This window comes from Euzebya pacifica (assembly GCF_003344865.1).
GTDB lineage: Bacteria > Actinomycetota > Nitriliruptoria > Euzebyales > Euzebyaceae > Euzebya > Euzebya pacifica.
In genome coordinates this window covers 5,013,602-5,038,585 of sequence record NZ_CP031165.1, presented here as the reverse complement: position 1 = coordinate 5,038,585, position 24,984 = coordinate 5,013,602, and the positions used below count along the sequence as shown (strand labels likewise).

19 protein-coding genes and 1 pseudogene are annotated in these 24,984 nt (G+C 71.2%); 8 read left to right on the top strand and 12 right to left on the bottom strand.

The window, feature by feature from the left end; all coding sequences use genetic code 11:
* Positions 1 to 2: 2 nt before the first annotated feature.
* Both DVS28_RS21700 and DVS28_RS21695 read right to left on the bottom strand, forming a co-directional pair.
* On the bottom strand, positions 3 to 1,082 hold the full coding sequence (locus tag DVS28_RS21700; RefSeq protein ID WP_114593328.1) for an ABC transporter permease: 1,080 nt from the start codon (positions 1,080 to 1,082) through the stop codon (positions 3 to 5).
* Positions 1,083 to 2,192, bottom strand: coding sequence for an ABC transporter permease (locus tag DVS28_RS21695; RefSeq protein ID WP_114593327.1), 1,110 nt, complete (start codon positions 2,190 to 2,192; stop codon positions 1,083 to 1,085). It lies immediately after the preceding gene.
* Positions 2,193 to 2,246: 54 nt separating this feature from the next.
* On the opposite strand from DVS28_RS21695, the gene DVS28_RS21690 reads away from it, so the two are divergent.
* From DVS28_RS21690 to alr, 6 genes are all read left to right on the top strand, one after another.
* Positions 2,247 to 2,858, top strand: coding sequence for a TetR/AcrR family transcriptional regulator (locus DVS28_RS21690; RefSeq protein ID WP_114593326.1), 612 nt, complete (start codon positions 2,247 to 2,249; stop codon positions 2,856 to 2,858).
* A gap of 173 nt (positions 2,859 to 3,031) precedes the next feature.
* Entirely contained in the window at positions 3,032 to 3,931 is a 900-nt protein-coding gene (locus tag DVS28_RS21685) for a DUF3105 domain-containing protein (protein ID WP_164710887.1), read from the top strand.
* Between the two features lie 144 nt (positions 3,932 to 4,075).
* On the top strand, positions 4,076 to 5,908 hold the full coding sequence (gene glmS, locus DVS28_RS21680) for a glutamine--fructose-6-phosphate transaminase (isomerizing) (RefSeq protein WP_114593324.1): 1,833 nt from the start codon (positions 4,076 to 4,078) through the stop codon (positions 5,906 to 5,908).
* Positions 5,909 to 6,274 carry a holo-ACP synthase gene (gene acpS, locus DVS28_RS21675; protein ID WP_114593323.1) on the top strand — a complete coding sequence of 122 codons (366 nt, stop codon included), beginning with the start codon at positions 5,909 to 5,911 and terminating at the stop codon, positions 6,272 to 6,274.
* Between the two features lie 28 nt (positions 6,275 to 6,302).
* On the top strand, positions 6,303 to 7,877 hold the full coding sequence (locus tag DVS28_RS21670) for an NAD(P)H-hydrate dehydratase (RefSeq protein WP_114593322.1): 1,575 nt from the start codon (positions 6,303 to 6,305) through the stop codon (positions 7,875 to 7,877).
* A gap of 4 nt (positions 7,878 to 7,881) precedes the next feature.
* Complete coding sequence (gene alr, locus DVS28_RS21665; RefSeq protein ID WP_164710886.1) at positions 7,882 to 9,000, top strand: alanine racemase; 1,119 nt, start codon at positions 7,882 to 7,884, stop codon at positions 8,998 to 9,000.
* 8 nt (positions 9,001 to 9,008) lie between these two features.
* Here alr and DVS28_RS21660 read toward each other — a convergent pair whose 3' ends face one another.
* The 5 genes and pseudogenes from DVS28_RS21660 to DVS28_RS30185 form a co-directional block, all read right to left on the bottom strand.
* The gene (locus tag DVS28_RS21660; protein ID WP_114593320.1) at positions 9,009 to 10,259 is read right to left on the bottom strand and encodes an AI-2E family transporter; all 1,251 of its coding nucleotides are present in this window, start codon (positions 10,257 to 10,259) and stop codon (positions 9,009 to 9,011) included.
* Between the two features lie 41 nt (positions 10,260 to 10,300).
* Positions 10,301 to 11,605: a M18 family aminopeptidase gene (locus DVS28_RS21655; protein ID WP_114593319.1), complete on the bottom strand. Its 1,305-nt coding sequence runs from the start codon at positions 11,603 to 11,605 to the stop codon at positions 10,301 to 10,303.
* Positions 11,605 to 15,300, bottom strand: a complete 3,696-nt coding sequence (locus DVS28_RS21650) for a multifunctional oxoglutarate decarboxylase/oxoglutarate dehydrogenase thiamine pyrophosphate-binding subunit/dihydrolipoyllysine-residue succinyltransferase subunit (protein ID WP_114593318.1) — start codon at positions 15,298 to 15,300, stop codon at positions 11,605 to 11,607. The genes DVS28_RS21655 and DVS28_RS21650 overlap by 1 nt, the downstream gene beginning before the upstream one ends.
* A 97-nt stretch (positions 15,301 to 15,397) precedes the next feature.
* A complete protein-coding gene (locus tag DVS28_RS30190) occupies positions 15,398 to 16,030 on the bottom strand; it encodes a TrmH family RNA methyltransferase (RefSeq protein WP_342795452.1) in 633 nt (210 codons plus the stop codon).
* Positions 16,031 to 16,153: 123 nt separating this feature from the next.
* A pseudogene (locus tag DVS28_RS30185) lies at positions 16,154 to 16,453 on the bottom strand (GNAT family N-acetyltransferase); the annotation flags it as partial.
* Between the two features lie 299 nt (positions 16,454 to 16,752).
* Here DVS28_RS30185 and DVS28_RS21640 point away from each other — a divergent pair.
* The gene (locus DVS28_RS21640) at positions 16,753 to 18,216 is read left to right on the top strand and encodes a hypothetical protein (protein ID WP_114593316.1); all 1,464 of its coding nucleotides are present in this window, start codon (positions 16,753 to 16,755) and stop codon (positions 18,214 to 18,216) included.
* Here DVS28_RS21640 and DVS28_RS21635 read toward each other — a convergent pair.
* The 5 genes from DVS28_RS21635 to DVS28_RS21615 all read right to left on the bottom strand — a co-directional run bounded on the left by DVS28_RS21635 (position 18,197) and on the right by DVS28_RS21615 (position 23,535).
* Complete coding sequence (locus tag DVS28_RS21635) at positions 18,197 to 19,078, bottom strand: ATP-grasp domain-containing protein (protein WP_216826212.1); 882 nt, start codon at positions 19,076 to 19,078, stop codon at positions 18,197 to 18,199. The genes DVS28_RS21640 and DVS28_RS21635 overlap by 20 nt on opposite strands.
* Positions 19,075 to 19,515 carry a DoxX family protein gene (locus DVS28_RS21630; protein ID WP_114593315.1) on the bottom strand — a complete coding sequence of 147 codons (441 nt, stop codon included), beginning with the start codon at positions 19,513 to 19,515 and terminating at the stop codon, positions 19,075 to 19,077. Before DVS28_RS21630 ends, DVS28_RS21635 begins: the two co-directional genes overlap by 4 nt.
* Positions 19,512 to 20,828 (bottom strand): M20 family metallopeptidase, encoded by a 1,317-nt coding sequence (locus DVS28_RS21625; RefSeq protein ID WP_216826211.1) that lies wholly within the window; start codon positions 20,826 to 20,828, stop codon positions 19,512 to 19,514. The genes DVS28_RS21630 and DVS28_RS21625 overlap by 4 nt, the downstream gene beginning before the upstream one ends.
* A 14-nt stretch (positions 20,829 to 20,842) precedes the next feature.
* Positions 20,843 to 21,895 carry an IS110 family RNA-guided transposase gene (locus tag DVS28_RS21620; RefSeq protein ID WP_114590488.1) on the bottom strand — a complete coding sequence of 351 codons (1,053 nt, stop codon included), beginning with the start codon at positions 21,893 to 21,895 and terminating at the stop codon, positions 20,843 to 20,845.
* 380 nt (positions 21,896 to 22,275) lie between these two features.
* Positions 22,276 to 23,535: a hypothetical protein gene (locus DVS28_RS21615; RefSeq protein WP_164710885.1), complete on the bottom strand. Its 1,260-nt coding sequence runs from the start codon at positions 23,533 to 23,535 to the stop codon at positions 22,276 to 22,278.
* A gap of 85 nt (positions 23,536 to 23,620) precedes the next feature.
* On the opposite strand from DVS28_RS21615, the gene hmgA reads away from it, so the two are divergent.
* Positions 23,621 to 24,928: a homogentisate 1,2-dioxygenase gene (gene hmgA / locus DVS28_RS21610; RefSeq protein WP_114594334.1), complete on the top strand. Its 1,308-nt coding sequence runs from the start codon at positions 23,621 to 23,623 to the stop codon at positions 24,926 to 24,928.
* Positions 24,929 to 24,984 lie beyond the last annotated feature (56 nt).

The window sequence follows — 24,984 nt, the reverse complement described above, 5'->3', positions numbered from 1 at the left end:
GGTCATCCGATCGCAGAGGCGGGATCGATGCGCACGATCCGCCGGAGGGTCAGGAGGCTGCCGAGCAGCGCGGTGAAGACGGTGCCGCCCGCGATCAGCCCGACTCGTGCAGGCAGGATCCGGATGGGCAGGTCGGCGGGCAGCAGCCCGGTGAAGGCGAACGCGACGACGATGCCGGTCACCAGGGCGACCGCGCTGATCGCGACGGCCTGCACGGCAAGGCCCGTCAGCAGGTCGCGGGTCCCTGCGCCGAGGGCCTTCAGGACCGCGTACAGCCCGACGCGTTCCAGCACGATGAGGGCGAAGAAGAGGGCGATGACGAGCAGGGTCACGGCGAACGTCACGCCGATGATCCCCTCGAACGTCGAGGACTGCTGCTGGACCACGTCGAGGGCAAGGATCGCGTCCTCGGGCGTCACGGCCTCGACCCCCTCGGCGAGCGACGTCCCGGTCAGGTCGGCCGGAGATCCGGTCGGGCGCAGCGCGAGCGCCTGGGACGCGCCGTCGGGCAGCACGTCGGCGGGGGCGGCGTCGGTGGCGACCTGCCCCCACTGGTCCCACGGCAGCCACACCGTCGGGGATCCCTGTGTCAGGTCGTCGACCAGCTCGGCGACCGTCACTGGCGTGGCGGCGGGGCCGATCTCCAGCACGTCGCCCACCTCGATCCCGGTCAGCTCGGCCAGGGTCGCGTCCACGACCGCGCCGTCCTCCGACGGTGCCGGCAGCACGTCGGTGCCAAGCTCGTAGCCGAAGACGGCGACGTCCTCGACGTCGTCGGTGCCCTGCGGGGCGGCGGTCGTGTCGACCCGGCCGAGGCGGCCGACCGCATCGACGTCGTCCAGCACGTCCAGCTCGTCGGCGATGCCGGACTGCACGACGGAGCGCTGCAGCTGCAGCTCGGCGCTGTCGGCGAAGACCAGCACGAGGCCGTCGTGGGCGCGGTAGGCACCCGTCTGGCTGCCCTCGAGGCCGTCGAGGAACCCGCCGAGGACCAGCAGCAGCACGACCAGCAGGGTCAGTGCGGCGGTCACGGGGACGAAGCGGCCGGGCTGTCGTTGCAGCTCGCGGATGGCGATGCGCATCTAGGCCACCCCTCCGGTGGTCGCGTCGATCGGGTCGATGGCCAGCACCCGTCTGACCGCACCGACGGAGGCCAGCAGCCCCAGCACGACGATCGCCCCGACCGAGGTCACGGTGGTGCCGGTCGACAGGGTCGACCCGAACACGTCCCGCGTGACCGACAGCAGGCCGGATGTCGCGAGCACACCGAGCACCGATCCGAGTCCGACCACCGCCACGGCCTGCAGGAGCACCGGCTTGACGACGTCGCCACGGCTGCCGCCGATGGCACGCAGCAGCACGAGGGCCTCGGTCTTCTGCACGGTCAGGATCAGGAAGAACACCCCGGTCACGATCGTGACCACGATGTAGAGCAGCAGGTAGAGGATGGAGAAGGACCGGGTGATCTGGCCGACCCCGGGGATCGCGTCGGTTGCCGTGGCGCGGTCGACCGCCTCGAGCCCCTCCACCCCGTCGGTGATCGCCGTGGCGACGGCCGCCGCGTCCCCGCCGTCCTCGACGGTGACCCCGATCCACGACACGGGGACGTCGATGGGGGCACCGGCACGGGCCCGCACTGCCTCGGTGAAGGTGTCCAGCGGCACGTAGAAGGTCGGCAGCACGTTCAGCGCGGCGTCGCTGCTGGTTCCGACGACGGTCAGGGTGCGATCGCCCACCTGCACGGTGTCCCCGACCGCGAACGCGCTGTCCAGGCTGCTGCCGCTGAACAGGGCCTCGTCGGGGGCCTCGGGTCGCCGTCCCTCCTCGACGTCCTGCGGGCTGGCGGGCCCGTCGGGGTCGCCACCCACCATCGCGATGTCGGTGTCGCCCACGTCGGTGGACGCGGTGAAGACGCTGACCCCGACGGGCGTGGCGTCCTGCACGCCGTCGACGCCGGCGACGGCATCGGCGACATCGGCGGTCACGACGCTGGCGAACGGGTTCAGCCGTGCCCGGTCGGAGTAGACGAACACGTCGGCTCGGTTGGCCTCGAACGCACCCGTCAACCCGCTGGTCAGGGCGCCGGCAACGGTCTGGAAGAACAGCAGGAGCAGCACCAGGAGGGCAACGGCGCCGACGAGCAGCGCGAAGCGTCCCGGAGCGCGTCGCATTTCGGCGAGGGCGATGAACACGCGGCCAGTATGCGACACGACGTCGTGTCGTAAACAACTGGGTACGATCCTCCCATGCCGTCGCTCTGGGCCGACTCCCTCGACGAGCACCGCGAGCTGGTGCTCGGCAAGGTCCTGTCGGCCTACGAGGCCCTGCGGGCCGAGGTGGGGGTCGAGGCCGTCACCCTGACCGCCGTGGCCCAGCGGGCCGGGATCGCCCGCAGCGCCCTCTACAACTACGTCAAGGACAAGCACGGCCTGGTCCTGCTGCACGCCGAGCGGACCATGGGCGGTGCCACGCAGCAGCTGCAGGCCGGCCTCGAGGGGGTCGACGGCGCCGCTGCGCGCCTGCGCCGCTTCATCGCCATGAACATGGCCATGTACGCCGCGGTCCCGGCCGCCGCCGACGACCTCATGCCATTGCTGGACAGCGACGAGCAGCAGCGGATGCGGGACGCCCTGGCCCCGATCCGGGCAATGCTCCACGAGATCGTCGCCGACGGGGTCGCGTCCGGGGTCTTCCGGGGGCGCACCGAGGACCTCGTCGAGCTGCTGTCGGCCACGATCGGCGGCTACCGGCTTCCCGTCGCCAGCGGACGGCTGGACCCCGACCGTGCCACCGAGGTGGTCAGCGAGGTCCTGCTCGCGGGCCTGCAGCACGCCGCGTTGCCCCTCGACGAGGACTGACGGCGCCCGGGTCGTGGGGGGTGCGTCGTTGGTCGAACGCGACTGGTTCCGCGACCTCGATACACTCTGCGGTCGTGCGCCGTTCGTCCGGTGCCCACGCGTCATCACTGCCAGCTCAGGGGACGCCGCGCTCGGCCCCCCGAGCGTGCCCCCAGACGGAGGAACCACTCGTCGTGTCCGAAGAACAGTTCGAATCAAAGCGTGAGCGCCAGAAGGCCCGTCGCGCAGCCCGCCTCGAGCAGGAGGCCCAGCAGGCCAAGGTCCAGGGTGTCCGTCGGACGGCCACCTACGGGATCGTCGGCCTCGTCGTGGTCGCGCTGATCGGGCTGCTGGTGTTCCGGCAGATCCAGAAGGGCCAGCAGGAGGAGGAGCAGGCGGCCGAGGTCGCCGCACGCCTCGACGAGCTGGGCTGCACGCCCGACGAGCGGCAGGCCGACCTCGGTGGCGGCCACATCTCCGGCACCGCCGACGCCCTCTCCCAGGAGCCGCCGTCGGCCATCTACCCCGACGCGCCGCCGTCCTCGGGCCGCCACATCGGCCAGGTCGCGCCCTCCGGCGTCTACGACGTCAAGATCGACCCGCGCTTCACCACCCACAACCTCGAGCACGGCTACGTCGTCGCCTGGTACGACGCGGACGCGCCGGAGGACGAGGTCGCCGAGCTGAAGGCCTGGGGCGAGGAGATGCTCGACGGGGACTACCCCAAGCTGATCGTCAGCGAGTACTACGAGGACATCCCCGACGCGAACTTCGCCTACACGGCCTGGTTCTTCCGCCAGACGTGCGACACCTTCGACGCCGATGTGGCCGAGGTGTTCACCCGGACCCACTACGACACCGCCGGTGAGGCCCCGGAGAAGGGCATCCCGACCCACAACGTCGGCGCCCAGGGCGTCATCGACCCCGAGGGCGAGGACCTGTTCCTGCCGCCGCTGGACGAGGAGTTCGGTGGCACGTCGGCCGTCGACGAGGTCGAGGGCACCGACCCGGCGTCCGCCATCGATCCGGGCAACGAGGACACCGAGGCCGCCGAGCCGGCCGAGGACGAGCCGGTCGAGGCTGCCACCGAGTAGTCGCCGTTCGGCGAGGAGGATCACCCATGACGGGGCTGCTGCGGCGGCCCCGTCATGGCGTTCGGTGGCCCGCTGTCGCCAACCGTCGGGGCGTGCCCGTCCGGGCAGCCCCGCAACGGTGGCCGGACGCCGTAGCCTTGCCCCATGTGCGGAATCATGGGGTACACGGGTGACGCGGATGCGCTGCCGATCATCGTCGACGGCCTCGCCCGTCTGGAGTACCGGGGGTACGACTCCGCTGGGGTTGCCATCATCGACGGCGACGGCCAGCTGGACGTCGTCAAGCGGGCCGGGAAGCTGGCCAACCTGCAGGGTGCGCTGGCAGAGGAGTCGCCGGCGGGCCACATCGGTGTCGGCCACACCCGCTGGGCCACCCACGGGGTGCCCAACGACACCAATGCCCACCCGCACTGCGACCCGTCCGGGACGATCGCCGTCATCCACAACGGCATCATCGAGAACTACGCCGAGCTGAAGGCCGAGCTGGCCGAACGACGTGGTGCCGTCTTCGTCTCCGACACCGACACCGAGGTCGTCGCCCACCTCGTCGCCTCGTTGTACGAGGGTTCGTTGCCCGCCGCCGTGCGGGCCGCCGTGAAGCGCCTCGACGGCCAGTTCGCCATCGCGGTGATCGACCGGCGCGACCCGGACACGATCGTGGCGACCAAGCGGTCCGCCCCCATGATCCTCGGGCACATGGAGGGCGCCTCCATGCTGTCCTCCGACGCCGCCGGGCTGATCAGCCACACCCGCGAGTGCGAGGCCATGGAGGACGACCAGGTCGCCGTCCTGACCCCGGGTGGCATCACCGTCACCGACCTCGACGGCAACCCCACCGAGGGGCACCGCTACACCGTCGACTGGGACATCGACGCCGCGGAGAAGCAGGGCTACGAGCACTTCATGCTCAAGGAGATCCACGAACAGCCCCGCGCGGTGGCTGACACGCTCCTCGGCCGCCTGGACGCCGACGGACGGGTGACCCTCGACCGTCTGGACTTCGACCCGGCGCTGCTGCGGGCGCTGGACAAGGTCTACATCGTGGCCTGCGGCACCTCCCACCACGCCGGCATGGTCGCCAAGTACGCCACCGAGCACTGGGCCAAGATCGGTGTGGAGGCCGAGATCGCCAGCGAGTTCCGCTACCGCGACCCCATCCTCACCAAGCAGACCCTTGTCGTCGCCATCTCCCAGTCCGGCGAGACCGCCGACACGATCGCAGCCGCGGAGTACGCCCGGGCACAGGGCGCCAGGGTGATCGCCGTCACCAACATCGTCGGCTCGACGCTGGCGCGTACCGCCGACGGCGTCATCTTCACCCGTGCGGGCCTCGAGGTCGCGGTGGCGTCCACCAAGGCCTTCACCACCCAGATCATCGCCCTGTCGGTGCTGGCACTGTTCCTCGCCCAGGAGCGACGCCAGATGTTCGCCGAGGAGTGCCGGGACATGCTGGACCGGCTGGAGGCGCTGCCCGCGCTGATGGAACGGGTCCTGGAGGCCGAGGAGGGCATGGCCGAGCTGGCCGCACGGTTCTCGGGGGCGGACTACTTCATGTTCATCGGTCGGCAGGTCGGCCTGCCGATCGCGCTCGAGGGGGCGCTGAAGCTCAAGGAGATCAGCTACATCCACGCCGAGGGGTTCGCCTCCGGTGAGATGAAGCACGGCCCGATCGCCCTCATCGACGACGGCGGCCCGGTCATCGCGCTGGCCACCGACGGGCACGTGAAGGCCAAGGTCGTCTCCAACATCCAGGAGGTCAAGGCCCGCGGCGCCGTCGTGCTGGCCGTGGCCACCGAGGGGGACACCGAGGTCAAGGAACACGCCGACCACGTCGTGTACGTCCCCGACGTGCACGAGCTGCTGTACCCGGTCCTCACGGTCCTGCCGCTGCAGCTGCTCGGCTACCACATCGCCGTGGCGCTGGACCGCGACGTCGACCAGCCCCGCAACCTCGCCAAGACCGTCACCGTCGAGTAGATGCCCATCCACGGCGTGGGGATCGACCTGGTCGAGCTGCCGCGCTTCCAACGCACCCTCGACCGGACGCCGTCCATCCGTGGCCGCCTGTTCACGCCGATGGAGCTGGAGCGGTGCGGCGACCGGGTCGACCGCCTGGCCGCCCGGTTCGCCGCCAAGGAGGCCGTCGCCAAGGCCATGGGCACCGGCATCCGGGGGTTCGCGTTCCTCGAGATCGAGGTGACCAACGACGACCTCGGCCGCCCCTCCGCGGTCCTGCTCGGCCGCGCGGCGATCACCGCCGACCGGCTGGGCATCATCGCCGTCCACCTGTCGCTGACCACCGCCACCGAGACCGTCGCCGCCTACGCCGTCGCCGAGAGGTGAGGATGCCGGGCTGCAAGGATGGTCGGCGATGATCGACCTGTACCTGCCCGAGGACGTCCAGGCCATGGACCGGCGTGCGTTCGCCCGTGGCGTCGAGCCGGCCGCGCTGATGGACCACGCCGCCCGGCACCTCGCGCAGGGGGTGCTGGCGATCGCCGAGCAGCGGGGGCTGGGGAGGTACGGCCTGCGGGGCGTGTTGCTGTGCGGCAAGGGCAACAACGGTGGGGACGGGTTGGCGGCCGCTCGGCACCTGCTGCGCCGCGGGGTCGCCGCCACCTGCGTCCTGGTCACCCCCGAGGACGAGCTCGGCGAGGACAGCGTTCGCGAGGCGACGGCGTTGCGCCGGGCCGGCGGACGGATCGTGCCCCTGGGCGAGGAGGCCGGCGAGGGTGCGGATCTCGGGGACGTCCTCGACGGAACCCTCCGAAATGCCGACGTGGCCGTGGACTGCCTGCTCGGGACCGGAGCCTCCGGTGAACCCCGCGGCCCGTTCGGCGTTGCCGTCAGCGCCCTGCGCCGGGTGCACGACCGGGGCTGCCCCGTCGTGGCGTGCGACCTGCCGACGGGCGTGGACGCCGCAACCGGCCGGGTGCCAGGCGACGCCGTAGTGGCCGACCTGACCGTCACCCTCGGCGCCCACAAGCAGGGCCTGTGGCTGCACCCGGCCGCCGAACACGTGGGCCAGCTCGTCCTCGGCGAGATCGGCGTGGTCGACGACGAGGCGCAGCCGGTCGCCCGCGTGCTGGAGAGCGCCGACCTTCCCGGCCTCGCGCCGCCGCCCGGTCCGCGCGACCACAAGCGATCCCGTGGGGTCGTCGCGATCCACGCCGGGTCCGACCGCATGGCGGGTGCGGCGATCCTCTGCGCGAAGGGGGCGCTTCGGGCCGGCGCCGGGTTGATCACCGTCGCCACGCCCCGAGCGGCGGCGTCACGCATCTCCGCTGCCGTTCCCGAGGCGATGACCGTGCCGCTGCCCGACGACGTCGACGGCATCGTCGCTGGCGTCCTCGAGGCCGCCGAGAAGGCTCACGTCCTGGCGATCGGTCCGGGGCTCGGGCTTGCCGAGGCGACGCAGCAGGCGGTCCGCCGGCTGGTCACCGAGGCCGATCGCACCGTCGTCCTGGACGCCGACGGCATCAACGCCTTCCGCGACCACACCGAGCTGCTCGAGGCGCCGGACGGACGCCCCGAGGACCGGCAGCTCGTGCTGACCCCACAGGCGAAGGAGCTCGGCCGCCTCGCGGGCAGCTCGGGCCACGGCGTCCACGCCCGCCGGACCGAAACCGCGGTCGAGCAGGCTCGACGGTTCGGGGCCACGCTGGTCGCCAAGGGACCCCGGTCGGTCATCGCCGCCGCAGACGGCCGGGTGTGGATCAACGGCACGGGCGGACCAGCGCTGGCGTCCGGCGGGACCGGTGACGTGCTGACCGGCATCACCGCCGCGATGATGGCCCAGCATCGTGACCCCGCCAGCGTGGCGGCGGCCGTCCACGTGCACGGCCTGGCCGGTGACCTGGCGGCCGAGCACCTCTCGGCTCGCGCCACCGGGGCCAGCGACGTCGCCGACCACGTCGCCGCGGCCGCCCTCGAGCTCGGAATCTGACCACGTGAACCCTCCCCTCCACCGTCCCGTCTGGGCCGAGGTCGACCTCGACGCCATCCGGAACAACGCCGCCGTCCTGAAGGCCCACGCGCGCGTCGAGCACCTCATGGCCGTCGTGAAGGCCGACGGGTACGGCCACGGCGCCGTTCCCGTGGCCCGGGCGGCGCTGGAGGGCGGGGCGACGTGGCTCGGCGTCGCGCTGGTCGAGGAGGGCATCGCGTTGCGGGACGCCGGCATCACCGCTCCCGTGCTGGTCCTGTCCGAGCCACCCGCCGAGGCGGCCGCGGCCCTGCTGGCTGCCGAGCTGACCCCGACGGTCTACACCCACGGCTTCGCGGCGGCGCTGACCGCAGCGGCTGGTGACGGGGTGGTCGACGTGCACCTCAAGCTCGACACCGGCATGCGCCGCGTGGGGCTGGCCGAGGAGTTCTGGGAGCCCGCGTTCGCCCGCCTGGCCGCCAGCCCCTCCCTTCGGGTGGCGGGGATCTGGTCCCACCTGGCGGTCGGCGACGAAGCTGGGAACGCCTTCAACGAGCTCCAGGGCGAACGCTTCGCACGGGGGCTGGCCATGGCCGAGGCGGTCGGCCTGCGGCCGGACCTCCGCCACCTGTGCAACTCCGGCGGGACCACGCTGTATCCGGCGCTGCACCACGACATGGTCCGGACCGGGATCGCGCTGTACGGGCTGGAGGCGGCGCCGGGCGTGAAGCTGGAGGGGCTGCGGCCGGCGATGTCGATCCGGACCAGGCTGTCGCTGGTCAAGCGCGTCCAGCCGGGCGACACCGTGTCCTACGGCCGCCGCTGGACCGCGACCGAGCCGACGGTCATCGGCACGGTGCCGGCTGGCTACGCCGACGGGATCCGTCGGGGCCTGACCGGGAAGGGACAGGCGACCCACCGCGGCCGTCGGGTCCCGATGGCGGGGACGGTGTGCATGGACCAGCTGCTGGTCGACCTCGGCCCCGACGCCGACGCCGAGGCGGGCGACGACGTCTGGCTGCTCGGCGGCCCGGCTGAGGACCCGGTGACGGCAGAGGACTGGGCCGCGTGGCTGGACACCATCACCTACGAGGTCACCTGCGGCATCGGCGCCCGCATCCCCCGCGTCCACCTGGGCGAGTAGCCCCCGGGTCAGCCGGGGACGCGGTTGCGGATGTAGCCGACCGTCTGGGCCGACGCGGCGGCCACGGGGACGGCCAGAAACGCGCCGAGGATGCCCAGCAGGAAGCCGCCCGTGGCCAGGGCCATCACGATCGCCAGCGGATGCAGCTCCAGCGCCCGGCCGAGGATCAGCGGCTGGAGCAGGTTGCCCTCCAGCGCCTGGACGGCCACGACGACGCCGATGACCAGCAACGCGGTTCCCGGCCCGTTGGTGGCCAGCGCCACGATGGCGGCCAGGAACCCGGAGATGCTGGCACCCACGACGGGGAACAGGCCACCGAAGAACACGATGACACCCAGCGGCAACGCAAGGGGGACGCCCAGCAGCCACAGGCCAAGGCCGATGAACACCGCATCGACCACGGCGACGGCGAGCTGGCCCTGGATGTAGCCACCGATCGTGGTCCACATGCGATCGCCGAGGATCTCCACGTCGCGGTGCAGCGCGTGGGGGAACAGGCTCTTGACCCAGCGCCCGATCGTCGGGCCGTCCTTGAGGTAGAAGAACAGCACGATCAGGGTCAGCAGGACGCTGGTCGCACCCTGGAAGAACGCCTGGGCCACACCCAGGGCGCTGCCGGCTGCGGCGCCGACGCCGCCGGAGATTCCCTCGGAGAACCCCTCCACCAGCTCGTCGAGGTTGATGGGGTCCAGGCCGAACGGCCCGCTGCGGAGGAACGTGTCGATCTGGGCGTAGCCGTCCATGATGGACGTGCTCAGGGTGTCGATCTGCTCGCCGACAGCCGGGACGATGAGGGCCCCGATGCCGCCGATGATCCCGAGCGTGCCGAGCAGCACGACGGCGGCCGCCAGCGCGGGTGGCACGCCGGCGTTCTTCAGCCGGTTGACGAACGGGTACAGCACCGCGGCGGGAAACAGCGCGATCACGATCGGGATGACGACGCTGGAGAGGGTCGCGATGACCAGCGCGGTGGCGATCACGATGATGGTGATGCCGATGCCCGACCAGGCGTAGACGCCGGCGCGCACCGTGGGGCGTTCGGTCAGCGGCCGCTTGAGCATCACCTCGGTGTCGGGGCGTTCGTCGGGCGGATGGACCAAGGCGTCGGTGTCGTCCTTGAAGACCTCCTCGCCGTTGCCAGCCGGGCCGGTCTCGCTGGCAGGGGCATGACGGCGGACACGGGCCAGCCGGGCACGCACCGCTTCGGCGCGCCGTTCGGCGGCGGTCAGCTCCCTCTCCTTGTTCCCCTCACCCGGCACGGCGGGTTCCTCTCTGCCTCGATCGCGGCGGTGTGCGGCGGTCAGCTTGCCATGTGCTGGGCCAGCGCGCGCGTCAGGTGCGCCAGGTCCTCGGCATGGGACTGCTCGCGGATGGAGTGCATGGACAGCAACGGGCTGCCGATGTCCACGGTGTGGATGCCGAGCCGCGTCGCGGTCAGCGGTCCGATGGTCGACCCGCTGGGGGAGTCGGCGCGGTTGGTGAACGCCTGCACGGGAACGTCCGCCTCGCGGCAGCGGCTGATGAACCAGGCTGCGGTGCCGGCGTCGGTGGCGTAGGCCTGGTTGGCATGCACCTTCACCACGGGGCCGCCGCCGAGGCGGGGCTGGTGGCCGGGGTCGTGCCGGTCGGCGTAGTTGGGGTGCACCGCGTGGGCCGAGTCGGCGCTGACCAGGATCGACCCGGCGAACGCCCGCGGTCGGGCCTGCGGGTCGGTGTCGCCGCTGGCCACGACCAGCCGGGACAGGGTGTCCTCGAGCATCGCCCCCCTGGCACCCTCCGCACTGCCCGAGCCGACCTCCTCGTGGTCGTTGCAGACCACGACCTGGGTCGCCTCGGCCGGGCCGGCGGCGATGATCGCATCGACGGCGGCATGGCACGAGACCAGGTTGTCCTGGCGCGGGGCCATGACGAACTGGTCGTCGCGACCGCCGAGGGCCGAGGGCTGGGTGTCGGCCAGGATCAGGTCCCAGGCGAGCAGCTCGTCGGCGCCGACGTGGTCGGTGACCTCCTCGATGATCGAGGCGTCCTCGACCGCAGCCGACCAGATCGGCAGCATGTGCTGCTGCGGGTTGAGCTTCAGCCCCTCGTCGTTGACCCCGCGGTTGAGGTGGATCGCAAGGCTGGGGATGCGCAGCGGGGCACCGGGCAGGCGGACCAGCTCGATGTCGCCGTCGGCGGTCACGACCCGGCCGGCGACGGTCAGGTCGCGGTCCAGCCACGTGTAGTGCAGCGGGCCGCCGTAGACCTCGACGGCCACCTGCCGGTAGCCGGTCCGCTCGACGTCGGCGTGCGGACGCAGCCGGTAGGTGGGGGAGTCGGTGTGGGCACCGGCGATGCGGAACCCGGCCTCGGCGAGCGGGGCCGATCCCACCCGGAAGGCGATGATCGAGCCGCCGTCCCGGACGACGTACCCGGCCGTGCCGGGTTCCACGGTCCACCGCTCCCGCTCGTCGAACGCCACGAACCCGGCCTGCTCCAGCCGCGCCGCCAGGCTGGCGACCGCGTGGAACGGCGTGGGCGAGGCGTCGATGAACGCCATCAGGCCCGCTGGGTCACCCGGCCGGGATTCGTGCTGGACCCCGGCCGGTGTGGCGTCGTCGTGCATCAGCTGATCCCACCGAGCGCATCGTCCATCAGCTTGTCCTGCTCGAGGTCGTGCACGGTGTGCGACCCGGTGGCGGGGCTGGCGGACTGGAAGCGGGTGGACCGCTTGAGCTTGCGGCCGTCGCCGACGTCCTCGCAGGCGTTGTAGAGCAGGCCGCCGACGAAGGGCCACGGGCCCATGTTCTCCGGCTCGTCCTGCACCCACATGACGTCGGTGGCGTTGGGGAACGACTTCAGCGCCTCCACGACCTGCTCGTGCGGCCACGGGTAGAGCTGCTCGATGCGGACGACGGCCGCGGGGGCCTTGCGTTCGTCGCGTGCGGCGATCAGGTCGTGGGCGACCTTGCCCGAGCACAGCACGACGCGCTTCACGTCCTCGGCGTCCGGGCCGGTCGGGTCCTCGGTCCAGACCTCGTTGAAGTGGCCGTCGATGAACTGGGCCGCCGGCGACAGGACGTGCTTGGCACGCAGCATCGACTTGGGGCTGATGACGACGAGGGGCTTGCGGACCTCACGGTGCATCTGCCGCCGCAGCAGGTGGAACCACTGACCGGCGTTGGAGGGCTGGGCGACCTGGATGTTGTCCTGGGCGCACAGCGTCAGCCACCGCTCGATGCGGGCGGAGGAGTGCTCCGGGCCCTGGCCCTCGTAGCCGTGGGGGAGCAGCACGACGAGGCCGGAGGTCTCGCCCCACTTGTCCTCCGCCGCGGTGATGAACTGGTCGATGATGACCTGCGCACCGTTGGAGAAGTCGCCGAACTGCGCCTCCCACATGGTCAGCGCCTCGGTCCGGACCACGGAGTAGCCGTACTCGAACCCGAGCGCGCCGAACTCGTGGAGCGGCGAGTCGTAGATCATGAACTGGCCGTGGCCGTCCTCCTCGTTGCCGGGGAGGTGGCGCAACGGGATGTACTCCGAGCCGTCGGCGTGGTCGACCAGCACCGAGTGGCGCTGGCTGAACGTGCCGCGACGCGAGTCCTGTCCGGCGAAGCGGACGCTGATGCCTTCCTGGACGAGGGTGCCCAGGGCCAGCATCTCCGCGGTCGGCCAGTCGACGCTGTCCTCGCCCAGCTGCTCGGCACGACGGCTGAGCAGCTTGGCCAGCTTGGGGTGCGGGGAGAAGTCGTCGGGCCAGGTCGTCAGCGCCTTGGTGATCTGCTGGAGGCGGTCCAGCGGCACCCCGGTGTTGACGTGCGGCAGCACACCGACGACCTTCGGCGTCGGCGGCAGCTCGTTGGTCTCCGGCTTGGAGCCACGCGTCTGGTTCAGCGCGGACTCCAGGGTCTCCTGGAACCGCTCCAGGGCCTGCTCGGCCTCCTCCAGCGTCAGGTCACCGCGGTTGACGAGCTCCTCGGTGTAGACCTTGCGGACGCTGCGGCGGTTGCGGATCGCCTCGTACATGATCGGCTGGGTGAACGCGGGCTCGTCGCCCTCGTTGTGGCCGTGGCGGCGGTAGCAGATCATGTCCACGACGACGTCGCGGTGGAACCGCTGACGGTAGGCCAACGCCATCTCGACCACGCGGACACAGGCCTCGGGATCGTCACCGTTCACGTGGATGATCGGCGCGGCGACCATCTTGGCGACGTCGGTGGCGTACTCCGAGGACCGGCTGTGATGCGGCGCGGTCGTGAAGCCCAGCTGGTTGTTGACCACGATGTGGACGGTGCCACCGGTCTGGTAGCCCTTCAGCTGGCTCATGCCGAGGGTCTCCGCGACGACGCCCTGGCCGGCGAAGGCCGCGTCACCGTGGATGAGGACCGGCAGGATCGGGCCGTGGTTCGGCGGGTGCTGGCGCTGGTCCTGCTTGGCGCGGACCATGCCCTCCACGACCGGGTCGACGGCCTCGAGGTGGGAGGGGTTGGCGGCCAGGGAGACCGGCAGCTCGCCACCGTTGGGGGAGCGGTGCAGGCCGCGGGAGCCCAGGTGGTACTTGACGTCGCCGGAGCCCTGGACGGAGTCGGAGGCGATGTCGCCCTCGAACTCGGAGAAGATCTTGTCGTAGGACTTGCGGAGGATGTTGGCCAGCACGTTCAGGCGGCCGCGGTGGGCCATGCCGATCACGGCCTCCTGCAAACCCTCGTCGGCGGCCGCGGACAGCAGCGCGTCGAGCATGGGGATCAGCGACTCCGACCCCTCCAGGGAGAAGCGCTTCTGACCCAGGTACTTGGTTCCCAGGAACCGCTCGAAGGCCTCGGCCTCGTTGAGCATGTCCATGATCCGTCGCTGGGACTCGGGACTGACGGCGGTCCGGACACCTTCGACGCGCTCCTGGAACCACTCCTTCTGCTCCGGGTCGGAGATGTGCATGTACTCGATGCCGACGGTGCGGCAGTACGCGTCGCGCAGGACCCCCAGCAGGTTGCCGAGCGACATCCGCTCCTTGCCGGCGATGCCGTCGGTGTAGAACTCGCGGTCGAGGTCCCAGATGGTCAGGCCGTAGGTGGCTGGGTCCAGCTCGGGGTGCACCGCGCGGAAGGTGTGCTGCAGCGGGTTGAGGTGGGCGATCAGGTGCCCACGGACCCGGTACATGTTGGTCAGCTTCTGCACCGAGATCTGCTTGGCAGCCGCGGCGGCAGGGTCGTTGACGACCCGGGTGGAGTTGTCGGTGCGCCAGCGGACCGGCTCGTAGGGGATCTTCAGGGAGTCGAAGATCTCGTCGTAGAAGCCCTCCTCGCCCAGGAGGCAGTGCTCCATCGAGCGAAGGAACATGCCGGACTCGGCGCCCTGGATGACCCTGTGGTCGTAGGTGGAGGTCATCGTGATGACCTTGCCGATGCCCAGGTCGGCCAGCGTGCGCGGGTCGGAGCCCTTGAACTGGGAGGGGAAGTCGATCGCGCCGACCCCGATGATGGCCGACTGGCCCTTCATCAGGCGGGGGACCGAGCCGACCGTGCCGAGGCCACCGGGGTTGGTGAGGGTCGCGGTGGTGCCCTCGAACATCTCCGGGGTCAGCTTGTTGGCCATGACGGCCCGCACCATCTCCTCGTAGGCCCGCCAGTACTCGGCGAAGTCCATGGTGTCGACCTGCTTGATGCTGGGGACCAGCAGGACACGGCCGCCCTTGCGCTCGACGTCGACGGCCAGGCCCATGGCGAAGTGCTCGGGCTGGTACACGAACGGCGTGCCGTCGGCGTCCTCGTGGTAGCTCTTGGTCATCGCCCGGTTGGCGACCATGGCCTTGACCATCGCCCAGCCGATGAGGTGGGTGAAGCTGACCTTGCCGCCACGGGTGCGCTTGAGCTGGTTGTTGAGGATCCGGCGGTTGACCTCGAGCAGCTTGGCGGGGACCTCGCGGAAGCTGGTCGCCGTGGGGACCGTCAACGAGGTCTGCATGTTCTCCGCGATGGCGGCGGAGACCCCACGGATCTTCTGCGCGCCCTCGGGGATCTCGACCTCGACGGCGTCCTTGTCGTCCGCCTTGGTGTCGGCCTTCGTGTCGGCCTTCTCGGCCGCGGGGGCAGCCGGTGCCGCCGGGGTCGCCGTGCCGTTGCCCTGCGGGGCCGTCCGCGCCGCCGGGATGGCGCCGTGCGGGGGCACGTAGTCGCTGAAGAAGTCGTGCCAGCTCTCGGGCACGCTTCCCGGGTCGGCGAGGTAGTCGCGGTACAGCTCCTCGACGATCCAGCTGTTCGCACCGAACGAATCGGCACCGGAGGAGGGGGAGGGCGCGTCCGCGCGGGAGGCCGTGTCGGCCATTGTCAGGTCACCACCTGGGTAGGGAAGGCAGTCTTCGGACGGCATCGTATCGGCCCCGGCCGTGTGCGACCCACCACGGGAGGGACCGGAAGGGCAATCAGCCTGACTGGTTCCCGGAAGTGTGCTGGGCGGTCCAGGCCGCCATGGCGATCCCGCTGGCCACGCCGGCGTTGATCGAGCGGGTCGATCCGACCTGCGGGATGTGCAGGACGGCCTCGACGTGGGTGCGCGCCTGGGGTGACAGGCCCGGGCCCTCCTGGCCGAAGACCATGAGGCATCGTTCGGGCAGCGGGGTCGTCAGCAGGGACCGGGAGCCCGGCAGGTTGTCGATGCCGGTCAGGGTCAGGTCGTGGTCGACGGCGAACTGGCGGAGCCCCTCGAACCGATCGTGGTGGTGCACGTCGAGGTAGCGGTCGGTCACCATCGCCCCACGCTTGTTCCACTGCCGCTTGCCCACGATGTGGACGCCGCCTGCCCCGAAGGCGTTGGCGGTCCGCACGACGGTGCCGATGTTGAGGTCGTGCCGCCAGTTCTCGATCGCGACGTGGAACGGGCGGGCCGATGCGGCGAGGTCGGCGCGGATCGCCTCGACGGTCCAGTAGCGGTAGTGGTCGGCGACGTTGCGACGGTCCCCGGCGGCCAGCAGCGCAGGGTCGTAGCGTTCGTCGGTCGGCCACGGGTCGGGGTGCGGACCGACGCCGATCGTCACGTCGGGGTCGGCGCCGCGCATCCGATGGGCCGAGGTGTCCCACTCGTCGGCGAGGACGCCCCAGGCGAGGGTGTCGTCGATGCCGACGCCCTCGGTCCAGCGGTCCTGTCGGGCGCGTGTCTCCCGCTTGACCCCGAGCCGGCGGGCCAGTGCGATGGCGGCGACGTTGCTGCTCGCGGTCGCCGACTGGACGCGGCGCAGCCCCATCCCTCCCTCGCGCTGTGGGGTGAGGGCGACCGTGATCAGCCGCGGGACGACGTGGCGGGCGATGCCGTGTCGGCGGGCCGGGTCGGCAACCCGGAGGTGCCCCTTCGCCGCGTGGGTGTGGACGTCGATCGAGGCGTGGAAGGCCCCGACCACCTCACCGTCGTGGAGGCTGATCCGTCCCGCGACCGCGTCACCCCCGACGTGGTCGGTGACGATCCGGACACGCCCGACCTCCACCGGTGCGAGTGGCGCATCCGGCGGTGTCCACGGATCGGGGGAACGGCTGGCGATGCGGGGAACGGTAGCGGCCACGGACGCCCGCCAACCGGATGGATACGCCTCCGCGGTACGGGCGCCGACCGCAGCGTGGAGGCGATTCCGTCCGGGCGAAGGCCCCTGACCAGCATGGACGACGCTCCGTCACCGGTACGTTGAGGCGATTCCGTCCGGCGCACGAGGCGATTCCATCCGCGGGTGGGATCCGATCCATCCGCGGGTGGGGTCCGAGGACGAGCCGAGGGCCTACGGTATGGGCCATGCGTGCGTTCCTGTCCCGGTGGCGAACCGAGCTGCTCGTCTTCGCCCTGGTGCTCGTTGCCACGGCTCCGACCGTGCAGCTGCTGATGGCCCATCAGGCCTCGCGGCTGGCGCTGACGGCCGCCATGTGGGACGACGGGACGGTGCAGATCGACGAGTACGGGCCCGGCCTGCTGCTCGGGCTGGGTCCTCGCGACAGCGGCGGGATCCTCTCGGTGGACTACGCCGAGCGGGAGGGGCACCTGTACTCCGACAAGGCCCCCGGGCAGCCGCTGCTGGCCGCGCCCTTCTACGGCCTGGCGCGGCTTGCCGGCGCCGAACCCGGGGTGGAGGAGCGGTACTTCGACAACTACACGCTCTGGTGGACGTCGTTGTGGTCCGCCGCCATCCCCGCGGCCGTGCTGGCCGTGATGATGCGCCGCTTCGCGCTGAAGGTGACCGGGGACCCGCGAGCCGCCACCGTCGCCGCGGTCGGCATGTCCCTGTCGACCCTCCTGCTGCCCTTCGCCACCGTGCTGTTCAGCCATGTGCTGGCCGCAGCCCTGGGGTACGCGGCCTACCTGGCCGCCCGGGATCCGGATGCGCCAACCCTCCGGCTGGCCGCGGCGGGGCTGCTCGGCGGCATGGCAGTGGTGTCGGAGTACACGACCGGGATCATTGTGGTCGTCGTCGGCGTGCTGGTGCTGGTCCGCCACAAGGCGGGCGCCGTGGCCTACGTCGCCGGGGGGCTGCCGGCCCTCGCCGTCCTGACGGTCTACAACGCCATCACCTGGGGCGACCCCCTGGAGTTCAGCTACAGCAACTCCGGGTCCTTCCAGCAGTTCCACGAGCAGGGCCTGTTCGGCATCCGCGTGCCCGACCCGGGCCTGACCGTGCAGGTCCTGATGGGCGAACGCGGGTTGTTGACCCTCACCCCCGTCGTGCTCGTCGGGGTCATCGGCCTGGTCATGCTGGCCCGGCAGCGGCGCACGCGTGAGGTGGCGGTCGTCGGCCTGGTCGTCTTCGCGGCCTTCGTGGCGGTCCAGGGCGGCTGGTTCAGCGTCACCGCCGGCGCCGCACCGGGCCCGCGCTACGTGGTGCCCGCACTGCCGTTCGTCGCGGTCGGCGTGGCGCGTGCCTGGCGATGGAGTCGTGTTGCCGTCATCGGCTCGATCGTCATCGGCGCCGTGGCCATGTTCGCCTCGATCGCAACCAACCCGCTGGCCCAGCCGACGGAGACCTTCGCCGCTGGCCACTGGCTCTGGCGGATCGCCGAGGGCCGCTTCGGCCAGAACCTGCTCACCCCATGGCTCGGTGCGCCGTGGGGTCAGCTGGTCCAGCTTGCCGGCGTGCTGGTCGTGCTGGACCTCGTGTGGAACGCCACGGTGAAGGACGCGCCAGCCGACGGCGATCCCGCGGTGGTGGAACCGATGGCCGTCACCGCAGCCGACACCGATCCGGGTGTCAGCCCAGGCGACCGCTGATCGCGTCGGCCAGCCGCGCAGGGGCGGCGTCGTCGGACTGGATGAACAACGACGGCTCGGTCAGCTCGACCTCCAGCACCATCGGGCCGTCGGGACCCTCCAGCAGGTCGACGCGGGCGTACAGCAGCGTGCCGAAGCGGTCGGTCAGGAACGCCGTGACGGCATCGGCGACGGTTCGGTCCGCCGCCGACGGCGTGCGCGGGTCGATGGTCTCCTGGGCGAACAGCTCGGTGGTGGGCGCGGCGCCGGACTCCAGTAGCGGCCCCTTGCGGATGGCGTGGGAGAAGCGGCCGTTGAGGTAGAGCAGCGCGGTCTCGCCGTGGTCGTCCACCGTGTCGACGTAGGGCTGGATCATGACCTCGCGGCCGGCGGCCAGCAGCCGTTCGGCGTGTGCACGGGCGACCGCGTCGTCACGCCCGGCGAGGTAGCGCGCGGTGTCGCGCGAGCCCGCCGACACCGTCGGCTTGACGACGTACTCACTGCTCGTGGGCAGCATCGGGGCGTCGTGGGCAGCCAGGAACGTCGTCGGGACGATCCGCACGTCGTGTTCGGCGAGCTCGGCCAGGTACCGCTTGTCGGTGTTCCACGAGACCACGTCGGGCGGGTTCAGCACCGTCGTGACGGCGTCGGCGCGGCGAGTCCACGCCATGAACTCCTCCAGCCGTTCGGCGTAGTCCCACGTCCCGCGCAGCACCACCAGGTCGAAGCTCGACCAGTCGACGGCCGGGTCGTCCCAGACGGCCGGAACCGGCTCGATGCCGCGGTCCCGCAGCGGGTCGAGGACCAGCCGTTCGGGCTCCTCGAGATCAGGGAAGTCCGCGCAGGTGGCCAGCGCAACGCGCGCGATCCGATCGAGCATCATGCGTCGGTCCTGGCGTTGGTTTCGGTGGCCGGCCCGGTCGGAGCCCCGGGGTCACGGGCGATGCGGTGGGCGAGCCACAGCAGGGGCAGCTGCAGCGGCACACGGATCCAGGCGGCGGTGGCGCCGCCCACGACGCCGGGCAGGCCGGGGTAGCCGCCGCGCAGGGCCGCGTCGATGTTGGCGGGCCACACGGCGAGGATCAGCCAGAACGCCAGCCGCCCGCCGAGACGACGGGTGCGGGGGGCCAGCAGCATGGCGCCGGCGGCCACCTCGACCACACCCGAGGCGTAGGTCAACGGCCGTCGGGCCTCCTCGGGGAGCGCCCGGGGGATGATGCTGTCGAAGGGCTTCGGGGCCACGAAGTGCAGCGTGCCGACGCCCAGCAGGAGTCCGCCGAGCAGCAGCGCCTTCGCCGGTCCCCGCAGGAGCGACCTCACGGGTACATCGCCTCGACGTCCAGGAGCCCGCCGCCCAGCTCGAAGTCCCGGGCCGCCGCGGCGCGGAGGTCGGCGTCGGCCAGGAAGTCGAGGGTTGCCTGCGCCATCGCGACGGCACCGTCGATGACGCCGTTGTCGGCCTCCTCGGTGATCGCGGCGGCCGCGAAGTCGCTGGTGTGCAGCGGCGTCCCGAACGGCGCGATGCCCAGCAACGGGTGGATGCTCGGGACGCGGACGCTGAGGTTGCCGAGGTCCGTCGAGCCGGTCATCGACTCCGGCAGCAGGCCCCTGGGGATGACCGGCCGGCCGCGCTTGGCCGCGGCAACGGCGTAGCGCTCGGTCAGCGGACCGTTCAGGCGGGTCGGCAGGTAGACGGGCGTGACGTCCCAGATGATCTCCACGCCACAGCCGGTCTGCTGGGCTGCGCCCTCGAAGATCGCCTCCGCTCGCTTCGACAGCTCCTCCAGGGTGCTGGGTTCGGCGGACCGCAGGTAGAACTCCAGCGCCGCCCGCTGCGGCACGATGTTGGGCTTCTGGCCGCCGTCGGTGAAGATCCCGTGGACCCGGTCGGTGGGCAGCATGTGCTGGCGCAGCTGGCCCATCCCGGTGTAGGCCTGCACCGCGGCGTCGAGGGCGTTGCGGCCCATGAACGGCAGCGCGGAGGCATGGGCGGCCATCCCGGTGTAGACGACCTGGACGGTCCGCACGCCGATGAACGGGTGGTCGGCGATGTCGGCGAAGAACGGGTGCAGCATGACGGCAGCGTCGACGTCGTCGAACCCACCGGCGCGTGCGATCTTCTCCTTGCCGCCGCCACCCTCCTCGGCGGGGGTGCCGATCAGCTGCACCCGCCCACCGGTGCGCTCGACGACCGCGGCTGCACCGAGGAAGGCGCCGACGGCGGTGGCGCAGATGACGTTGTGCCCGCACCCGTGCCCGATGTCGGGCAGCGCGTCGTACTCCGCGAGGATCGCGACGGTCGGCCCGTCCGCTGCCCCGGCTTCGGCCAGGAGCGCGGTGTCCAGCCCCCACGCGGGTCGCGTCACGACGTGGCCACGGTCGGCCACGAACGCCTCGACCGCGGCGGCGCTGTAGTGCTCCTCGTAGCACAGCTCCGGATGGGCGTGGATGTCGTGGGACAGCCCGACCAGGTCCTCGCGCATGGCCTCGATGGCCGCCTCGGCGGCGTCGGCGACCTCGGCGGGGGCACCCGCGTGGGGCGAGTCGGGTCGGGGATGGCTCGCCACGTCCTGGGCGGCGGTGAAGATCCGCTGGAGGTACTCGGCGTAGTCGGGGGCGGTGGGTTCGATCACGGGAATCTCCTATGTCAAGCGGCGAGTGCGACGCAAGTCGCCGGGGCCGGTTGAGGGGTCTGTTGGTCGGTGACCATGGCGCGGTAGACGACGTCGGAGAGGCGTCGTCTCAGCGCCCGGATCGCTTCGGTCTTGGTCTTGCCCTCGGCAAGCTTCTTGTCGACGTAGGCGCGTGCCGGGGGGTGGATGCGCATCTGGGTGATCGCGATGCGGTGCAACGCCACGTTCAGCTGCCGGTTGCCGCCACGGTTGAGCCGGAACCGTTCACGGTTGGATGACCACACCGGGATCGGCGCGGTGCCGTTGACCATCGCGAACGCGGCCTTGGAGTGAAAGCGATCCACTCCAGCGGTCTCGCCGATCAGCTTGGCTGCGGTCAGCGCCCCGCAGCCTGGCAGCGCCAGCAGCGACGGGGCCTGGGCAGCGGTCAGCTCGGCGATCTCCCGCTCCAGGTCGTTGATCCGCACGGTCAGATGGCGGCACCGGTCGATGAGCTCTGTGGCGATGTTGGCCACCGTTCCATCGTGCTCAGCCAGCCTGGCGGTCAGCCCGTCGAGCACCGTGTAGCGGCTGAGGGTCTTGGGGGCGATGTCGTCGATGCGCAGCTCGTGTAGGTGCCAGTGGATCCTGTTGTGGATGCGGGTGCGCTCAGTGACCAGGTCCTCACGATGATCCACCAGCAGGCGGATGGTCCGCTCGGGCCCGTCCAGTCGTGCTGAGGCCAGCTGGGGGTTGCGCAGCGCGGCGATGGCGACCGCTTCGGCATCGATCGGGTCAGACTTGCCGCGCTTGCGGCCGCCGCGGCGGGCCTGGCCCATCAGGCGCGGTGGGACTCGCACGACCGCCTCGCCGGCGCGGATCAGGTCCTGCTCCAGCCGGCGGGTGAGGTGCCGGCAGTCCTCAAGCGCCCAGCAGCGCTCATCGCCGAGCTGTTCAGCCCACGCGACGGCCTTCACGTGGCCGGCCACCGTGGTCTGCACGGTGATGTCATCCAGGACACGGCCTGCATCATCGATGGCGACGATGGTGTGGGTGCGCTTGTGCGCGTCGACTCCGAGCCTGATCATGGGATGTGTCTCCTGTCGTTGATGGGTGACAGGACCGGTCGGTGGACACACCTCAGTTGAGGTCAGGAAACGCCAAGCTCCTATCAAGTCACGCCGGCCGGTCCGACGCCCCCACCCAGCGACACTTCGCGTGGAAGCCATCACCAGAGCGAGGCAGCGAGGCTATGAGCCAACTGGGCGGGGCCTGGGGAGCATGACACTGACGGCGAGGCTACCGCTCCGCAGCCGATGGTTTGGCCTCGGCGGGGACACGCGTCGGCGAGGGGTTCAACGACCGCGAGTCAGCTTGCGGACGACGACCCACAGCAGGACGACACCGGAGATCGCCAGGATGTCCTCGCCGTGCAACGCGACGATCGGGACCAGCAGATCGGGGTCGGTCACAGGCCACCCAGCTGCATCCACGCGCCGCCGAGCAGCAGGACGGCGATGACGGCCCGGGCGAACAGGGTGACCGCGCCGAGCTGTCCTTCGGTGCGGACCACGTCGGCGGCGCGCCGTTGGGCGACGACGACGCCGAGCACGTGGCCAGCCAGGAACGGCACGATCTGCAGCACCGTGATGACGGCCACGGGCAGCGGCTCGAGGTTGACCAGGTCGCCCCGCTGGCCGAGGTAGTCAGCGCCCGTCCCGAACGGGTCGGACAGCCAGATCGGGATGCCCTGCCCCTCGATCAGCAGGATCGACAGGTAGTGCGAGACCACCCAGCCACCGGCGACGGCGACGAAGGCCGGCCCGAGGTGCCCGCGGCCGCTGGACCCGCGGATGGCCCCGTAGAGCACCACGATGACGCCCACCAGGACGACCGGGCCGAGGGTCTCGCGGGCCGACTGGCTGATCGCGAGGTCGTGCCACCAGTCGGTCTCCAGCACCAGGTCGACGAGGCTCCAGCCGATGAGGATCGCCGAGGTCCAGCGCAGCGGGTCGGTGTCGTCGACCGCCGTCAGCCGGGCGGTCGGACCACCGTCGCCGGGACGCAGCAGCCCCAGCGTCCGGCTCATCACGGTCACCGACTCGGTTCGGGTCAGCCATGCCGGACCGAACCGTGCGGTGGCGAGCACGTGCCCCGCGACGTAGACCACGACGATCACCGTGAACGCCAGCGGCGTCAGGTTGGTCAACAGCTGGAGGTGGGCCCACAGCACCATCAGCACGACCATGGCGACGGTGCTGGTGCGCTGGGGGAGGGGGGTTTCCGCGGGCGTGTCGCCGGCCAGCGTCCGCAGGGTCCTGCTGGACGCGGCCACCGGGTCGATGACCGGCCACCAGCCGCCCGCGAGGAGGCTGGTGAGGGCCACGAACCCCCAGCCGAGGGTCAGCACGGCGATGTCGGTCAGGTTGGTCGCCGGGTCGGTCGGACCGAACGCCGACAGCACCACGGTCAGCACGAGCAGCACGAGGCCGATCACGTTGCCGGTGCTGGCCAGCGACGCCTTCGACAGCGGCAGCGATGCCCACGGGATCGACAGCCCGTCGATGGTCCCGGTGGGGTGGGCCCCACCGCCGATGCGGCCGGCCGCCCGGCGGGTACCGACGGCGTTGACGGCGAGGAACGCGGCCAGCAGCCCGGTGAGGATCAGGGTCAGCGGGACGGCACCGACGGACTTCGGCAGGGCATGGGCGAGGAGGGGGACGGGCACGGTGACAGTGTTGCAGTTCGCCGCGGCCCGGCCCGGAGCGGACGGCACCCTTGGCGTCACGCGCCAGAACGTGTACACCGCGCCCATGAGCCACGACCCGCTGCGCTACCAGTCCGGCTTCGGCAACGAGTTCGAGTCCGAGGCGGTGCCCGGCGCGTTGCCCCGCGGCCGCAACAACCCCCAGACCCCACCGCTGGGCCTGTACACCGAGCAGCTGTCCGGGACGGCGTTCACGGTGCCCAACGACCGCAACCGGCGGACGTGGATGTACCGGATCCGCCCGTCGGTCCGGCACGCCTGGCGGTTCAGCCCGGGGCCCGACCACCTGATCCGCAGCGCTCCCTGTCGTGAGCAGGACCCGCCGATCGGGCAGCTTCGCTGGAACCCGCCACCGTGGCCCGACGAGCCGACGACCTTCCTCACCGGCCTGCGGACCGTGGCGACCAACGGCGATGCCCACCTGCAGACGGGCATGGCCGCCCACGTCTACATGGCGACACAGTCCATGGAGGAGCAGTACTTCTACTGTGCCGACGGCGAGCTGCTGGTCGTGCCCCAGGAGGGTCGGCTGCGGTTCCGGACCGAGTGCGGGGTGCTCGAGATCGGGGTCGGGGAGATCGCCGTCATGCCGCGCGGCATGGTGTTCGCCGTCGACCTGCTCGACGAGCGCGCCCGCGGCTACGTCTGCGAGAACTACGGCACGCTGCTGGAGCTGCCCGAACGAGGGCCGATCGGCGCCAACGGGCTGGCCAACCCGCGGGACTTCCTGTCGCCGGTGGCCGCCTACGAGGACACCGACACCCAGGGCGAGCTGTACGTGAAGTTCGACGGCAAGCTGTTCGTCGTCGAGACCGACCACTCGCCGCTGGACGTCGTCGCGTGGCACGGCAACCACGTGCCCTACAGCTACGACCTGCGCAAGTTCAACACGATGGGGTCGATCAGCTACGACCACCCGGACCCGTCGATCTTCACGGTGCTGACCTCGCCTTCACCCGACGCGGGCGTGGCCAACATCGACTTCGTGATCTTCGGCGACCGCTGGCTCGTGGCCGACGACACGTTCCGCCCGCCCTGGTACCACAAGAACATCATGAGCGAGTTCATGGGGATCCTCTACGGCGTGTACGACGCCAAGGAGGAGGGGTTCTCGCCCGGCGGGATGAGCCTGCACAACATGTACTTCCCCCACGGCCCCGACCACGACGCCTGGCTGAAGGCCACCCAGCACGACCTGACCCCGCAGAAGCTGACCGACACGATGTCGTTCATGTTCGAGAGTCGCTATCCGCTGGTTCCGACGGGCTGGGCGGGCGAGATCCCCGCGCTGCAGGACGACTACCCGAGCGTCTGGCACAGCCTCGAGCGGCACTTCGACCCTCCCACGGGCTGACCCCGATGTCGTCCTCGTGGAGGACGACATCCGACCGCGAGGTCGTGGAGGATGCC

Bases quoted from the DNA above. Each gene is read 5' to 3' on its own strand.
- DVS28_RS21700 (WP_114593328.1), bottom strand. From the start codon at position 1,082: ATGCGCATCGCCATCCGCGAGCTGCAACGACAGCCCGGCCGCTTCGTC.
- DVS28_RS21690 (WP_114593326.1), top strand. From the start codon at position 2,247: ATGCCGTCGCTCTGGGCCGACTCCCTCGACGAGCACCGCGAGCTGGTG.
- glmS (WP_114593324.1), top strand. From the start codon at position 4,076: ATGTGCGGAATCATGGGGTACACGGGTGACGCGGATGCGCTGCCGATC.
- acpS (WP_114593323.1), top strand. From the start codon at position 5,909: ATGCCCATCCACGGCGTGGGGATCGACCTGGTCGAGCTGCCGCGCTTC.
- DVS28_RS21670 (WP_114593322.1), top strand. From the start codon at position 6,303: ATGATCGACCTGTACCTGCCCGAGGACGTCCAGGCCATGGACCGGCGT.
- DVS28_RS21655 (WP_114593319.1), bottom strand. From the start codon at position 11,605: ATGCACGACGACGCCACACCGGCCGGGGTCCAGCACGAATCCCGGCCG.
- DVS28_RS21650 (WP_114593318.1), bottom strand. From the start codon at position 15,300: ATGGCCGACACGGCCTCCCGCGCGGACGCGCCCTCCCCCTCCTCCGGT.
- DVS28_RS30190 (WP_342795452.1), bottom strand. From the start codon at position 16,030: ATGCGCGGCGCCGACCCCGACGTGACGATCGGCGTCGGTCCGCACCCC.
- DVS28_RS21640 (WP_114593316.1), top strand. From the start codon at position 16,753: ATGCGTGCGTTCCTGTCCCGGTGGCGAACCGAGCTGCTCGTCTTCGCC.
- DVS28_RS21635 (WP_216826212.1), bottom strand. From the start codon at position 19,078: ATGATGCTCGATCGGATCGCGCGCGTTGCGCTGGCCACCTGCGCGGAC.
- DVS28_RS21620 (WP_114590488.1), bottom strand. From the start codon at position 21,895: ATGATCAGGCTCGGAGTCGACGCGCACAAGCGCACCCACACCATCGTC.
- hmgA (WP_114594334.1), top strand. From the start codon at position 23,621: ATGAGCCACGACCCGCTGCGCTACCAGTCCGGCTTCGGCAACGAGTTC.